At 57.2% G+C, this 13,980-nt stretch carries 9 protein-coding genes; 4 read left to right on the top strand and 5 right to left on the bottom strand.

Annotation, left to right across the window (positions count from 1 at the left end; genetic code table 11):
• The first annotated feature begins 318 nt into the window (after positions 1-318).
• The gene (locus ACR0AU_RS16770) at positions 319-2,715 is read left to right on the top strand and encodes a mechanosensitive ion channel family protein (protein WP_480795975.1); all 2,397 of its coding nucleotides are present in this window, start codon (positions 319-321) and stop codon (positions 2,713-2,715) included.
• A gap of 87 nt (positions 2,716-2,802) precedes the next feature.
• Here ACR0AU_RS16770 and ACR0AU_RS16765 read toward each other — a convergent pair whose 3' ends face one another.
• From ACR0AU_RS16765 to ACR0AU_RS16745, 5 genes are read right to left on the bottom strand one after another with little or no spacing between them, the layout of a single operon-like run.
• On the bottom strand, positions 2,803-4,158 hold the full coding sequence (locus ACR0AU_RS16765) for a CoA transferase (RefSeq protein WP_170733313.1): 1,356 nt from the start codon (positions 4,156-4,158) through the stop codon (positions 2,803-2,805).
• Positions 4,155-5,309, bottom strand: coding sequence for an ABC transporter permease (locus tag ACR0AU_RS16760; protein ID WP_480795974.1), 1,155 nt, complete (start codon positions 5,307-5,309; stop codon positions 4,155-4,157). Before ACR0AU_RS16760 ends, ACR0AU_RS16765 begins: the two co-directional genes overlap by 4 nt.
• Positions 5,306-6,334 carry an ABC transporter permease gene (locus tag ACR0AU_RS16755; protein WP_170397654.1) on the bottom strand — a complete coding sequence of 343 codons (1,029 nt, stop codon included), beginning with the start codon at positions 6,332-6,334 and terminating at the stop codon, positions 5,306-5,308. Before ACR0AU_RS16755 ends, ACR0AU_RS16760 begins: the two co-directional genes overlap by 4 nt.
• Positions 6,335-6,349: 15 nt before the next feature.
• Positions 6,350-8,263 (bottom strand): ABC transporter substrate-binding protein, encoded by a 1,914-nt coding sequence (locus ACR0AU_RS16750; RefSeq protein WP_480795973.1) that lies wholly within the window; start codon positions 8,261-8,263, stop codon positions 6,350-6,352.
• A complete protein-coding gene (locus tag ACR0AU_RS16745) occupies positions 8,256-10,028 on the bottom strand; it encodes an ABC transporter ATP-binding protein (protein ID WP_170404616.1) in 1,773 nt (590 codons plus the stop codon). The genes ACR0AU_RS16750 and ACR0AU_RS16745 overlap by 8 nt, the downstream gene beginning before the upstream one ends.
• A gap of 228 nt (positions 10,029-10,256) precedes the next feature.
• Here ACR0AU_RS16745 and ACR0AU_RS16740 point away from each other — a divergent pair, with 228 nt between their 5' ends.
• The 3 genes from ACR0AU_RS16740 to ACR0AU_RS16730 all read left to right on the top strand — a co-directional run bounded on the left by ACR0AU_RS16740 (position 10,257) and on the right by ACR0AU_RS16730 (position 13,978).
• On the top strand, positions 10,257-10,754 hold the full coding sequence (locus ACR0AU_RS16740) for a class I SAM-dependent methyltransferase (protein ID WP_170647408.1): 498 nt from the start codon (positions 10,257-10,259) through the stop codon (positions 10,752-10,754).
• A 93-nt stretch (positions 10,755-10,847) separates the two neighbouring features.
• Entirely contained in the window at positions 10,848-11,477 is a 630-nt protein-coding gene (locus ACR0AU_RS16735) for a glutathione S-transferase family protein (protein ID WP_223117627.1), read from the top strand.
• 98 nt (positions 11,478-11,575) lie between these two features.
• Complete coding sequence (locus ACR0AU_RS16730; protein WP_170733310.1) at positions 11,576-13,978, top strand: GcvT family protein; 2,403 nt, start codon at positions 11,576-11,578, stop codon at positions 13,976-13,978.
• The last annotated feature ends 2 nt before the right edge of the window (positions 13,979-13,980 follow it).

The raw sequence follows: 13,980 nt of genomic DNA, 5'->3' as shown, positions 1-13,980 counted from the left end.
AGACCTTCTTGCCAAAGGCACAGATTCCGCCGTCCAAATGCGCCAAACATTGCGAATTGGCAACAGCATAATGCCACCGCCGGCAACAGGCGCACCTTGCGATATGCAGGCCGATGGTTCTTCATGCACAAGCCAATTCGGAGGCTGGACGCCTTAGGTGGTCATATTCAATTTTTGTTGTCTTGGAAACACTTTATCCCATCCATTGCGTCAGGAACACGGGCTCTCACGATGTTGACACCGCGTGTGCGGATGATTTGAACAGCCTTCTGAGGTTCTATAGTCTTGGACGCAGCTACGAATTGGATGCGATATACGATGAAAATGAATGTTCTGGCCGGGCTGATTTTGGTGATTTGGGCGGCGATGCTGGCCAGTGCAACCGACGCGGTTGCGCAAACTTCGCTTATTCCGGGATACCCAATAGGATCAAGCGATGAAGACAGTTCTTCAAGCTCTGCCGCTGACAGCGATCTGGCGGCGGCCATTCGATCCGCTTCCGAGGCGGGCGCAAGCGTAATCGTAATCGACAGCGCCGGGCAGGTTGTATCGGCAGCAGGCAATAGCGGTGACGCGACGCCCGAGGCAGATAGCATTGATCACATGGCTGAGGGTTCTCAGCTGATGAAGGCGCAAGAGCGGTTCTCAAAGTTCCGGGATTCCGTGCGCTCGCGGATGGAGGCGCTGCCCTATTCGGTCTTTGAGGTGCAATACATCCTCAGACAGACCAGTCCGGACGGGCGGATCCAGACCTATGTCGAGGTGTTGGTCCTGAACGTGTTGTTCCTTTTGCTGGGGCGTTGGTTGTCGATCGAAATCTACGGCAAGCGCATCGCGAAGCGTTTGGTGGTTGCGCGCATCAAGGAAAACCCGGTTGGCTATCGTGAGAAGATGCCTTTCCTTGTGTATCGTTTCGTGATGGGCATTGGTGGAACGATCTTTGCCATGCTCATGGCGCTGATCGTTGGCTATCTGTTCTTTGGTGAAGCGGAAGACATATCAATCCAGTTTACCGTTACGGCAATCTTTACCGCATTCTTCCTCTCGCGCACCGTCTCGGACTTGTGGCGGATGGTTCTGTCGCCTTACCTCAGCCAGTATCGCTTGCCGCCTTTTTCAGACCGGGACGCCAAGCGCCTGTATGTTTGGGCGTCAGCACTGGCGACCTATGACATCTCGGTTGTTCTGTTCTCGACATGGGTCGCGGATTTTGGGCTGAACTATAACGTCTATGCCATGGTCTATGGTAGCCTGACGCTGATCGGGGCGCTGGGCAACATACTGATGATCCTGTTCAATGCACGCGCGATTTCGAACGCCATTCGTGGCGGGCGTGCTCCGGATCAGGTGTCTTGGATACTGAAGTTCATCTCTTTCGCCTGGGCACCGGTTCTGGTGCTTTATATGGTGTTCAGCTGGTTCAAACTGGCCGTTGATCTGGTGCTCGAGGTTCAGGATTCGATCCCGATCGTGGCCAGCAGCTATGCCATCTTTATGTCCGTCGTCGTGGCCTACGGCGCGATGAACTATCTGCTTGAAAGGTATTTTGATCGCAATCGCAGAATTGAGGTGATGAATGCCGACGCAGAAGCGGCTGAGCAGATCGAGGATGAGCTGGTGGTTGATACGCCGCAAGCCGAAAAGCGCAAACACGCCATTCTGACGTACGAAGACCTTGCCCGTCGTGTGGCAGGCATTCTGGCCTTTGTGGTGGGTCTCTATGCGCTGGTAGTGATCTGGAACCCGCAGGCCAATTGGTCGGATGACTTGCCTATCGAGCGGGCGCTGGATGTGATGGTGATCCTGTTTATGGGTTACATTCTGTTTCACTTCTTCCGCGTCTGGATCGATAGCAAGATCGCGGAAGAGACGGATGACGGCGGTGCTGAAGCCGAGCTGGGCGACGAAGGAGGCGAAGGCGGGCAGAGCCGTCTTGCAACTTTGTTGCCTCTGTTCCGCGGGGCCATTCTGGCTGTGGTCGTTGTGACCATCGCGCTGATTGTATTGATGGAACTGGGGATCAATGTCAGCCCGCTGTTTGCCGGTGCAGGTGTTGTGGGTCTGGCCGTTGGTTTCGGGTCGCAAACCTTGGTCCGCGACATCTTCTCGGGTGCGTTCTTCCTGATGGATGATGCTTTCCGCAAGGGAGAATACATAGACATCGGTGATGTAAAGGGGACGGTCGAAAAGATATCGGTCCGGTCCTTCCAACTGCGCCACCACCTTGGTGCGCTCAACACGATCCCATTTGGAGAGATCAAGGTTCTGACAAACTATTCCCGCGACTGGGTAATCATGAAGCTGCCGTTGCGGGTGACCTATGACACCGATGTCGAAAAGGTGCGGAAGCTGATCAAGAAGCTGGGTCAAGAGCTGCTGAGCGATCCGGTGATTGGTGATAACTTCATCCAGCCGCTGAAATCGCAGGGTGTGATCGAAATGCAGGATTCTGCGATGATTATCCGGGTCAAGTTTATGACCAAGCCGGGCGATCAGTGGCTGGTGCGCAAGAAAGTCTATCAGGATATTCGTGAGCTGTTTGCCCGTGAAGGCATCCGGTTTGCGCATCGGGAAGTCACCGTGCGACTGGCGGATGACAAAGAGGCCGAGGACCTGACCCCCAAACAACGCGAGGCTGTCACAGGGGCCGTTCAGGCCGCGATTGACGAAGACTATCTGGACGATATCGGCCCCGGCGGTGGTGATGATCGCTAGGAGGGCTCCCGCCCCTTTGGTTTGCGTCTCTGGCGAGACGTCAACCAAAGCGTTGGGCCGGGCCGCGCGTCCCGCGCGGGGGCAGCTTTAAGCGGTAAGTGACGTCCAAGTGGGCTGCGAAGTTCCCAGTTTGGACGCAGGCAAAGCCCAGTGCATCTTTGCGGATCCAACAGTTAGCGCCGGCTTCAATCGATAGCCGGGCCCCCACCCGGAAGGTTCAAGCGCATCCGCATAATCGACAGGCAGCGCCTCGGTAATTTCGTCACCGGGCTCGCTCTTGGCGAGGGTGGCCAGCAATTCGGCGGTGCGCGCCAGCGAGAGCCTGGCATCCATAACAGCGTGTCCAGATGCGGCTTCGGCGAGCGCCGAGAGCAGGGCGGCTGCCATCAAGTAACCAGTTGCGTGATCCAGTGCCTGAACGGGCAACGGAGTTGGCTTGTCGGCCCCCGCCCAACCCATCCCTGCATGTGCGATTCCGGAACTCATCTGTACAAGGCTGTCAAAACCGCGGCGCGCTGCCCATGGTCCTTGCCAGCCATAGGCGTCGAGCGTGACTTCAACCCTGTTGGGGGCAAGCTGATCCCGCATGTTTTTGCCCAGACCGAGTGCGTCCAAAGCGCCGGGCCGATACCCGTGGACAAGTATGTCCGCTTGGGCCAGCAGCTCTTGCAGTTTTGCTTTTCCATCGGGTGATTTCAGGTTCAGATAGGCGCAGTGCTTGCCGAGAGAAATGTCAGGAATGACGCCAGGTTCATCCCAGCCGGGTGGATCGATCCTCAGGACCTCGGCGCCGAATCCCGCGAGTGTTCGTGTCGAGACGGGCCCGGCCAGAATGCGGGTCAGATCGAGCACACGCAGCCCAGCAAGAGGTCGCGCGGCAGTCGCCTGAGGCCGATCACGTAGCTGAATATTGCGTGGCCCCTGCCATCCGATCAACGGCTCGCGGGCCAATATGCGTCCTTGCGGATGGTCATGCCACTCAGAGCGGCTGCGCATTGCGGCAGCGACGCCGCCCTCGGCGACAATCGCGGCTTCCAGTTCAGAGATGCTCCAATCCCGAACCGCGCGCGATACCAGCGCACGGTCCGACGCGACTTGCAAAACGTTCAGAGCGGCGGCGCGATGACTGGGCAGGTTGGTGTGCAGCCTGATCCACCCATCAGAGGCCTGATAGTCGCCAGCAATCGCGTCCCAAAGGCTGGGCATATCCCACCCTTCGGGTTTGAAGGAAAAGCCATACCACAAGGAGGCCAGTCGATGATCTACGGCCACCTCCGGAGGTGTATGCGTCAGGTTCAAGGCTGTCACAAGGCGCGACAGCTCCTGCCCAACTGCCGCAAAACTGGCCGTCGCCAGCTCCGAGACCGCGAAGGCGCTTGGCCGCGCACCCGCCCCGTTGACTCTGTAGGTGTCAGTTGAGGGGAGGGCGGACAGCAAGCTCATTGCTGATAGGGGTCAAGACTGTCGCGCAGCCCGTCGCCAAGGAAGTTGAAGGCCAGCACCACGACGATGATCGGTAGCATCGGAATTGCGGTCCATGGATAGATCTCGATCGAAGCAAGGTTCTGCGCATCGTTCAGCATCACGCCCCAACTGACCGCCGGGGCCCGCAGTCCAAGGCCAAGGAAGCTGAGGGCGGTTTCGCCCAAGATCATCGCAGGGATTGATAGCGTGGCCGAGGCAATCAGATGCGACATGAAATTGGGTAGCAGGTGCTTTCGGATCACACGACCGGAACTTGCGCCCATCATCTCGGCCGCACGTACGTATTCCTCTTCCCTTAGAGACAGGAATTTTGCGCGGACAGATCGGGCAAGGCCTGGCCAATCGAGAATACCGAGGATGATCGAGATGATGAAGAATACCGCGACCGGGCTCCAATTTGATGGCACCGCGGCGGATAAGGCCAGCCAGAGGGGAAGTTCCGGCAGCGAGCGCAGGATTTCGATCACACGGTTGATGGTCCAGTCGATGCGCCCTCCGAAATACCCGGCCATTGACCCGAACAGGATGCCGAGGAAGAAGGATACCGAAATGCCGATCAGGCCCACTGTCAGCGACAGTTGCGCGCCATATAGGATGCGGCTGAATACATCGCGGCCCAGACGGTCCGAGCCCCACAGAAACAGCGTGGCCCCTTCGGGTGCGCAAAACAGGTGCGTATCGGATTTTATCAGGCCTGCGAGTTTGTATTCTGACCCTTCGCAGAAGAACCGGATTGGGCGCGGGTCTTCCGTGTCAGCGACGAATTTCCACTGGAAAGTTTCAAGGTCCGCCTCTGCAACTATTGGATAAACGTAGGGGCCGATGAACTTCCCCTCATGAAACCAGTTGACCGACTGGGGTGGAGCGTACAGGTGTTCTCCGTTCCGGTCATTGGGGCCGTAGGGGGCAATAAAGCCCGCAAAAGGCAGCATCAAGTAGCAGAGCAGCAAGAAGAGGCCAGAAATCAGACCCAGCTTGTGGGTCCTGAACTTGCGCCAGACCAGCACCCAATTAGGGGCATCGAGATCTGCGCGCTCAAGCTGCTGAATAGAGGCCTGCGGGTCAAATGGTGCGTCGTCGACATAGCGACCATCGGGTTTTTCGGTCATGCTTCGCGCCCCTCGTAACGAATGCGCGGATCAAGCATGACCAGCAGGATATCGGAAATCATGGTGCCGATCAGCGTCAGCAGAGCCACGAACATAAGAATGAAGGCCGACAGGAACTGGTCCTGCGTTTTCAAGGCAGTCAGCAGGGTCGGGCCGATTGTTTGCAGACCCAGAACCACCGAGACCAAAACCGACCCGGAAACCATCGAGGGCAGCAGGTTTCCAATGTCGGCGACAAACGGGTTGAAGGCCACGCGCAATGGGTATTTCGTCAGCATCCGCGATGGGGACATGCCCTTGGCGATTGCTGTTTCGACATAAGGTTTCCCTAGTTCATCCAGCATATTGGCGCGCAGGCGCTGCATCATGGCCGAAGCACCCGAGGTTCCGATGACGAAGGTCGGAACGATCAGGTGGACAAGGATGGATTTCAACTTGTCCCAACTCATCGGTTGTCCCTCAAAGGAAGGGTCCATCAGTCCGCCGATGGGCAGGTTGAAATAGCGATGGCCATAGTAGAACAGGATCAGCGCCAACAGGAAGTTCGGGGTCGCAAGACCCAGATAGCCTACAAAGGCCGAGGTATAGTCGATCCACGTCCGTGATCTGGCCGCAGCGATGACCCCCAATGGCAGAGCAACGGCATAGACGAATAGAATGGCGGCCAGATTGACCACAACCGTCAACCAGAGCGTATCGCCCACGATCTCGCGCACGGGGCGGTCAAATTCGAAGGACCAGCCATAATTGCCCTGTAACAGGCCCTCGAACCCATGCGGTCCGGGCCAGAAGCCCATCCAGATCAGGTACTGCTCGGGCAACGACCGGTCCAATGAGTATTCCTTGCGCAGAAACTCGGCCTTGGCGACACCGGCGGACTGTCCTGAAGCCTGCAGTTCGGCGATCTGGTTGCTGAGATAGTCGCCGGGGGGCAGGTTGATGATCACGAAAATCAGAACCGACACCACCAGCAATGTCAGCAGCATCGTGAAAAAGCGATACACCGCGTAGCGCAGCATGACCATTTAGCTGCTCCTGAATTAGTCGGCGAAGAAGAACTCGTCGGGACGGTGAATGCCGAAATGTGCGCCGGGTTCCCATGCCCACATGGCCTGCTCAGGCACATTGCGCAGGCGGTTCGACACAACAATAGGCTGCGGTGCGCCGTTCAGGATGCCGATCGCATAAAGCTGGTCGGCGTGAATTTTCAGCATCTCAGACCAGACTGCGCCGCGTTCTTCATCCGTGGAGGCGATTTCCCAATCGTGGGCAAGCTTCATGAGAAGTTCGGCCTCGGGCATGTCTGGTGGTTCGCCCGACCCTCCATTTGTCTGATAGTATTGGCCCCATTTAGGCCATGCCAGAAAGACCTGATCGGTCGGGGCGAGATAGGCCGGCGATGTGTGGCTTTGCGGAATGCCGTCATCCCAGCCGAACCAGACCGACGCCATTGTATTGCCCGAGAAGACCCGGTTGCGCAGAATGTCTCGATCCAATGGTCGCATGACCAGTTCGACTCCGATCTCACGCCAGGTATCCGTGACGATCTGCAGGGCATTTTCAACCTCTTGCCGCTCACCGGCGGTTTCGATGATCAGCTCCATCGGACGCCCGTCGGGCAACAGTCGGATACCATCTTTGTCACGCTCGGTCAGCCCAGCCTCATCAAGCAGAGCATTCGCCTTGTCGACGTCATACTGTGCCCAAGCCTGCGCATTCGCTTCGTCGTAGAAGGGCGATGCGGGCAGAACCGACATCGCGCCGGGTTGGGCCAGCTTGAAATAGAGCGCCTGATTGATCGTCTTGCGATCAATGGCGAGCGACAGCGCCCTTCGTACACGTACATCGCGCAGAACCTCGCGCCATGCATCGTCAGTGTAATTCAAATTGGGATAAATCGCGATCTGCGACGCGACGCCTGTTTTCCACAGAAGCGTCTTGTATCCACCTTCAGCCTCGCCCTTTTTCAAGATCGAGGCATCGCGGAATGCCAATCCGCGACCTTGCAAGTCAGTTTCACCCGCATTTGCTTTGGCCGCGACCAAACCCGGTGCGACGATTTCCATTTCGACTACGTCGATATAGGGCAGCTGAACCCCATTTGAATCCACCCGATGGTAATAAGGGTTACGGACAAAGTTGTGCCGGATTTTCTTGCCCGAACTTGCGTTGAGCCATGGCTGCAACGTCGGCAGTTCATGATTGTCGTACTTATATAGATTGTCCAACTTGTTATGCAGCGCCGCCCAGCTTTTTACCCGCGCATCTTCGACCTTGAATGCCAGTTCTTCGGGGTCTGCAAACTTCTCGTGATATTGCTTAAGGAACTCAGACGGTCGATAGATAAAGGGCGGCCGCGCCTGAGCAAGTGATTGCAGGAAATTCGGGTTGGGGTCATCCCATTCGAATACAACCGTTGTTTCGTCGGGGAAGGTGACGGTGGGTGTTTTGCCTTCAACCCGCAGGAAATCTGGTGGGCCTGAGGGGCTGAGCAATTCGTTGTTGGCCACATCCTCCCACCAATACCGGAAGTCTTCGGATGTGAACGCGGATCCGTTTGACCATTTGTGGCCGGGTCGCAGGTTCAAAGTAAATTTGCGATTGTCTTCGTTTTCGAAAGAAGCCAGCAAATCCGGGACGATGTTGTAATCCTGATCGAAGCCCACAAGCCTTGCGTAGCCATAGACCACCATTTGCCGAATATCTTTGGACCGGGTGACCATCGTGCGCAGTGTACCGCCGGGTACGCCGAATTCGCGACCTTTGGCGGCTAAGTCCACGATCAGCGGATCTTGCGGAATACGTTCAGCAACCGGTGGCAGGTCGCCGCTTTCAACCTCGGTTTGCCAGAACGCGTTTTCCTGAAGATTAGACGGAATTTCTGCCACAGCGGGCAGCATTCCTGCGATGGCCAGCGACGCGGCCAGAATCAATCGGTGAGTGGTCTTAAACATGGCAACGTACCTTATGGCCGGGCTCCAACTCTATCAAAGAAGGTATCACGGAGTCGGAAAATCGAAAGGCGTCATCCCAACTGTCGGGAGAACCGGCACCTAACGCAACCAGTTTCAGATCAATCGGGCGATTGATATCTGGTTCCGGCTGGGCGGCAATCAGTGCCTTGGTATAGGGATGACGTGGATTGTAGAACAGAGTTTCGGGTGGGGCTTGTTCCACCACAAGACCCCGGCGCATGACGGCGACCTCGTCGGCAATGCGCGCGACGACGGCCAGATCATGTGAGATGAACAGGTAAGACAGGTTCAGACTGTCCTGCAGTTCTTCGAGCAGGGTCAAAATTTGCTCTTGAACGGATACATCCAGCGCCGAGGTTGGCTCGTCACAAACAATCAGCGCCGGGTCCAGCATCATCGCGCGGGCGATAGATAGGCGCTGTCGTTGTCCACCAGAAAACGCATGCGGATAGCGTTTGAGCATATCGGCATTCAGCCCGACCCGCTGCAACATCGCGGCCGCTTTGTCGCGCTGCTCTGCCACGGTGCCGAGGCGGTGTATCTCCAACGGCTCGGTCATGGCATCCTGAATGCGCATACGGGGGCTAAGAGAGCTATAGGGATCCTGAAACACCATTTGCGCCTTGCGCTGAAACGCGGTGCGTTCGGTCCGTGTCATACTGTGAACCGTTATCGGTTCGGAATCCCTTGTTGTTCTGAACAGAACTTCGCCGCCCGGGTCGGGCAGTTCAGCGCCCAGAGCGATTCTGGCGGCGGTTGTTTTGCCAGACCCGCTTTCGCCAACGATTGCAAGCGTCTTGCCGCGCGCCAGCTTCATATCTACGCCCCGGCAGGCATGGATCAGTTTGTCGGCTTTCCAACCTTTGCTCGATCGCATCGTGTAGGTCTTTGAGACCCCGGTCATCTGCAGAATTAGGTCCTCGTCGGGCATCGGTATGCCGACGGCATCCTGATCGGGTATCTCAGGTGCAGCGTCGAACAGCTGCTGCGTATAGGGGTGCGCCGGATCGTTCAGAATTGGTGCTGCCGGGCCAGCTTCCATCACGCGGCCTTTGTGCATGACGACCACCCGCTCGGCCATGTTAGCAACTACACCCAGGTCATGGGTGACAAGGATCAGCGCCATACCGGTCTCGCGCTGCAGCTCTTTGATCAGCCCAAGAACCTGCGCTTGGGTGGTAACATCCAGCGCTGTTGTCGGCTCGTCCGCGATGAGCAATTCGGGCTTGGACACCATGGCCATGGCAATCATGGCACGCTGGCGCATGCCGCCGGACAGCTCGAACGGATAGCTGTCGTAGGCGCGGGCAGGGTCGGGGAAACCAACCCTCTCAAACTGGGTCAGAACTTCTTTGCGGGCCTGTGCATCGGATGCGCCGCGATGCAACCAAAGAACTTCGCTGACCTGATTTCCGATTTTGTGAAGCGGTGACAGAGATCGCATCGGTTCCTGAAAAATCATAGAAACCCGATTGCCGCGAATACCACGCATCTGTCTTTCACTCAGTTCGATCAGATTAGCGGTGCCTTTGGAATCGTTCAGCGTGATCGTTCCGCTACGGATCTGGGCGGTACGCGGCAGAATACGCAGTGCAGCGCGACAGGAAATCGTTTTGCCCGAACCGGATTCTCCAACCAATGCAAGTGTCTGCCCGGGTTCGACCTCGAAGCTGACATCTTGGACAACGGATGGACCCGTGCCAAAGCCGATGCTGAGATCCCGAACGGACAACAACGCACTCATGCGGGTTTTCCACCCGTCTGGCCGCTAGAAAACATCGGCTTTGTGAACTCCCTGTCTTTTTTGAGCAGTTTCGCGCGGTTGGGGCGGCGTAGTCAAACACCTTCTTCACCCGAATTGTCGCGGAATCGTGAAACTCGGGCCGTATGGCTACACAAAGTCTTGAGTTTTTGCCATCAAAGGCGCAATCGCTCCCTGACTGGTGTCGAATGATTTTGAAAGAGGTGCCCCGTGTCCGAGCAACAAAGCCGATTGGATCTGTTCATTGACCGAATGGTCTCGCAACGTGCTTGTCTGGACTTTGCCATCGCGCAGACCACGGGGCAGCCTGGTCCGGTTTTTGAGCTGGGATTGGGAAATGGGCGCACATATCACCACATGATTAAGCACATTCAGGACCGTCCCGTTTATGTTTTTGAACGGGCCGTTGCGTCTCATCCCGATTCGACACCGCCCGATGATCTGGTGATTCTCGGTGATGTGCGCGAAACATTGCCTGCTTCGGTCACGCGATTTGGCGCGTCAGCCAGTCTGATCCATGCCGATCTTGGGGGACACAACCGGCAAAAGAATGATGCTTTTGCCCGCCTCGTCTCACCTTTGATCGAACCGCTTCTGGCGCGGGACGGACTGATGGTTTCCAGCGATCGTATGTATTTCGAAACACTGACCGAGGTGCCGCTGCCAGAAGGGGCGGTCGACGGGCGCTGTTTCATCTATCGGCGTTGATCTGCCGTAGGGTCACTGTGAGATCCGACTCGCGCTGTAGTACCGGGCCGGTCTAACGTCTGAGGCGTGAAGCTTTGGAGGGGACCGTCAAAAATGCTGTTCTACGATTGTTCAACCGCGCCAAGCCCGCGCCGTGCCCGGATGTTTATTGCGGAAAAGGGGCTGGAGATTGAAACCCGCCATATCTCAATCGCCAAGGGTGAACAGTTTAGTGATGCCTTCCGGACCGTGAACCCCGGTGCAACGATTCCTGTGCTTGTTACGGATGAAGGTACCACGCTCACAGAAAATCTTGGCATCGCCGCCTATCTCGAGGCGCGCTTTCCGGAACCTGCCTTGATGGGGCAAACGCCGGATGAAAAAGGCGAAATTCTGATGTGGAATGCCATCGCCGAACAACAATGTGGCGCACCAATCGCGGAAACATTGCGCAACACCCATCCTTCGTTCAAAGATCGCGCGATTACCGGGCCTGCAAACCACGCGCAAATCCCTGAACTAGCGCAGCGGGGGGCTGAGCGGGTGCGTGCCTTCTTCGATTTGCTTGAGGCCCGTCTGCAAGTGAGCGGTTTCGTTGCGGGTGACATGTTTTCACTGGCCGATATCACCACATTTGTGTTTGTCGATTTCGCACGTGTCATCAAGATGCGTATCCCAGAAGAGAACACGGCCACACGCGCCTGGTTTGATGCCGTTCAGACACGCCCGAGCGCCCGGCTTTAAGCTGATCCGGGTGCTGTCCCTCGAACTGTACAGAAATGTCTAGACAGAAGTGAACAGTGCCTCTAGCGTCCTCTGCGAGTCATGCAGGGGAGCGCAGGATGAAATCTCAGTATCGTGTCGTAGTCATCGGTGGCGGCGTTGTCGGCGCCTCGGTTCTGTACCATCTCGCCAAGTTTGGCTGGTCAGATGTGGTCATGCTGGAAAGGCGGCGTTTGGCCTCGGGGTCTTCGTGGCACGCGGCGGGAGGCATCCATGCGCTGAACGCAGATCCGAACATGGCGTCGCTGCAGGCCTATACGATTGATCTGCTCAGCGAGATCGAAAAAGAGTCGGGTCAGAATATCGGCCTGCACATGACCGGCGGCCTGACGCTGGCGGGCACGCCCGAACGGTGGGAGTGGCTGCAGGCCAACTACCGCATTTTTCAGTCCATCGGCATTGACGACTGTGAGTTGTTGTCGCCAGAGGAGGCGCAGAAACGCTGCCCGATCATGTCCACCGACGGCGTGCTGGGCGCAATGTGGGCGGATCGCGAAGGTTACATCGATACAACCGGTACGGTTCAGGCTTATGCAACTGCGGCCAAGAAACGTGGCGCGGAATACTACGAAGAAACCAAGGTCGAAAGCCTGACACAGACTGCGGATGGTTGGGAAGTTGTGACCGACAAAGGCACTATCACTTGTGAACATGTGGTCAACGCTGCTGGCCTCTGGGCCAAACAGGTGGGGCGCATGGCCGGAGTGGAGCTGCCGGTTTCGCCGCTGAAACACCACTATCTGATCACCGATACGGTGCCTGAGGTGGCCGAGGCGGATTTCGAGATGCCGATGACGGTTGATCTTGAAGGCTTCACCTATATGCGACAGGACCAGAAGGGCGTTCTGGTGGGCATCTACGAGGTCGATCACGAGCACTGGGCTATGGACGGTGCGCCGTGGAATTACGGTGAAGAATTGTTCCAGGAACAGCTCGACCGGATCGAGAACGAGCTGACGCTGGGCTTTGAACGGTACCCGTCGATCCAGAATGTTGGCATCAAAACATGGGTGAACGGCGCGTTCACCTTCTCACCCGATGGCAACCCGCTGGTCGGTCCGGTCCCAGGCAAGCGCGGTTATTGGTCAGCTTGTGCGGTGATGGCCGGATTCCTGCAGGGTGGCGGCGTTGGTAAGACGCTGGCCGAATGGATGATCCATGGCGAGCCTGAGGCCGACGCATGGCCTATGGACGTGGCGCGCTATGGCGATTTCGCTCAGAACAAACGCTACATCCGCGAAACAACCGGTCAGTTCTATTCCCGTCGTTTCGTGATGACTTACCCGAACGAGCAACTGCCCGCAGGTCGCCCGCTGAAGATGGCCCCAGCCCATGATGCAATGACCGAGGCGGGGTGCAAATGGGGCGTCAGTTGGGATCTGGAAGTGCCGCTTTACTTTGCGCCCGAAGGCTTTGAAGAGACGCCGACGCTGAAACGCTCGAATGCGCACGACATCGTGGCTGAGGAGTGCAAAACCATCCGCGAAGGCGTGGGACTACTGGATATCTCGGGCTTTTCGCGCTTTGAGGTCACTGGGCCAAATGCCGAGGCTTGGCTGGACAGGATCATGGCGTCGAAACTGCCTGCACCGGGGCGTGCCAAACTGGCTCCAATGCTGGGTGAAAACGGTCGCCTCAAGGGTGATCTGACCGTGCTGAACTGGGGCGACGGGACCTGGTGGATCATGGGTAGCTATTATCTGCGCGCATGGCATATGCGCTGGTTCAATGATCACATGATGGACGCCGTGAATATCCGCGATCTGGGCGAGGAATATTGCGGTTTTGCCGTGGTTGGGCCGAAATCGCAGGCTGTGGTCGAGAAACTGGCCGAACAGGATATCTCGGGCCTGAAATTCATGGGCTGTGGCGACTTTGATATCGGTCTGGTGCGTGCCCGTGTGGCGCGTATGTCTGTGACGGGCGAAAAAGGGTATGAGATAAACTGCCGCTATGGCGACCACATCAAACTGCGCCGGATGCTGCTAGAGGCCGGGGCCGGGGACGGTATCCGCGAATGCGGATTCAACGCGATGCTGTCGACGCGGCTTGAGAAGAGCTTTGGTATCTGGTCTGCAGAATTCACTCAGCTTTACACGCCAGGCATGACCGGAATGGATCGCTGGATCGACTGGAACAAGGATTTCGTTGGCAAAGAGGCTGCGCTGGCTGAACGCGATGGCAACGGTCCGGCGCAAGTTCAAGTGACGCTTGAGGTTGACGCGCTGGATGCCGATGCCAGCGGGTATGAACCGATTTGGGCCGGGGAAGAGCGCGTTGGATTTGTGACTTCGGGTGGCTATGGCCACTACACGGGCAAGTCGCTGGCCATGGCTTTGGTCGACCGCGACAAGGCTGAACCAGGCACCGAGTTGTCGGTGCATGTGGTCGGTGTCGAACGCCCGGCCCGCGTGATTGCGCCGTCGCCCTATGACCCGCTTGGCAAAGCGATGCGAGGTTGACC

It is taken from the genome of Ruegeria sp. CG1, assembly GCF_056537265.1.
Note: the sequence above shows the minus strand (reverse complement) of the source record. Positions and strands in the feature narration are given on the sequence as shown.

Bases quoted from the DNA above. Each gene is read 5' to 3' on its own strand.
- ACR0AU_RS16770 (WP_480795975.1), top strand. From the start codon at position 319: ATGAAAATGAATGTTCTGGCCGGGCTGATTTTGGTGATTTGGGCGGCG.
- ACR0AU_RS16765 (WP_170733313.1), bottom strand. From the start codon at position 4,158: ATGAGCTTGCTGTCCGCCCTCCCCTCAACTGACACCTACAGAGTCAAC.
- ACR0AU_RS16760 (WP_480795974.1), bottom strand. From the start codon at position 5,309: ATGACCGAAAAACCCGATGGTCGCTATGTCGACGACGCACCATTTGAC.
- ACR0AU_RS16755 (WP_170397654.1), bottom strand. From the start codon at position 6,334: ATGGTCATGCTGCGCTACGCGGTGTATCGCTTTTTCACGATGCTGCTG.
- ACR0AU_RS16750 (WP_480795973.1), bottom strand. From the start codon at position 8,263: ATGTTTAAGACCACTCACCGATTGATTCTGGCCGCGTCGCTGGCCATC.
- ACR0AU_RS16745 (WP_170404616.1), bottom strand. From the start codon at position 10,028: ATGAGTGCGTTGTTGTCCGTTCGGGATCTCAGCATCGGCTTTGGCACG.
- ACR0AU_RS16735 (WP_223117627.1), top strand. From the start codon at position 10,848: ATGCTGTTCTACGATTGTTCAACCGCGCCAAGCCCGCGCCGTGCCCGG.
- ACR0AU_RS16730 (WP_170733310.1), top strand. From the start codon at position 11,576: ATGAAATCTCAGTATCGTGTCGTAGTCATCGGTGGCGGCGTTGTCGGC.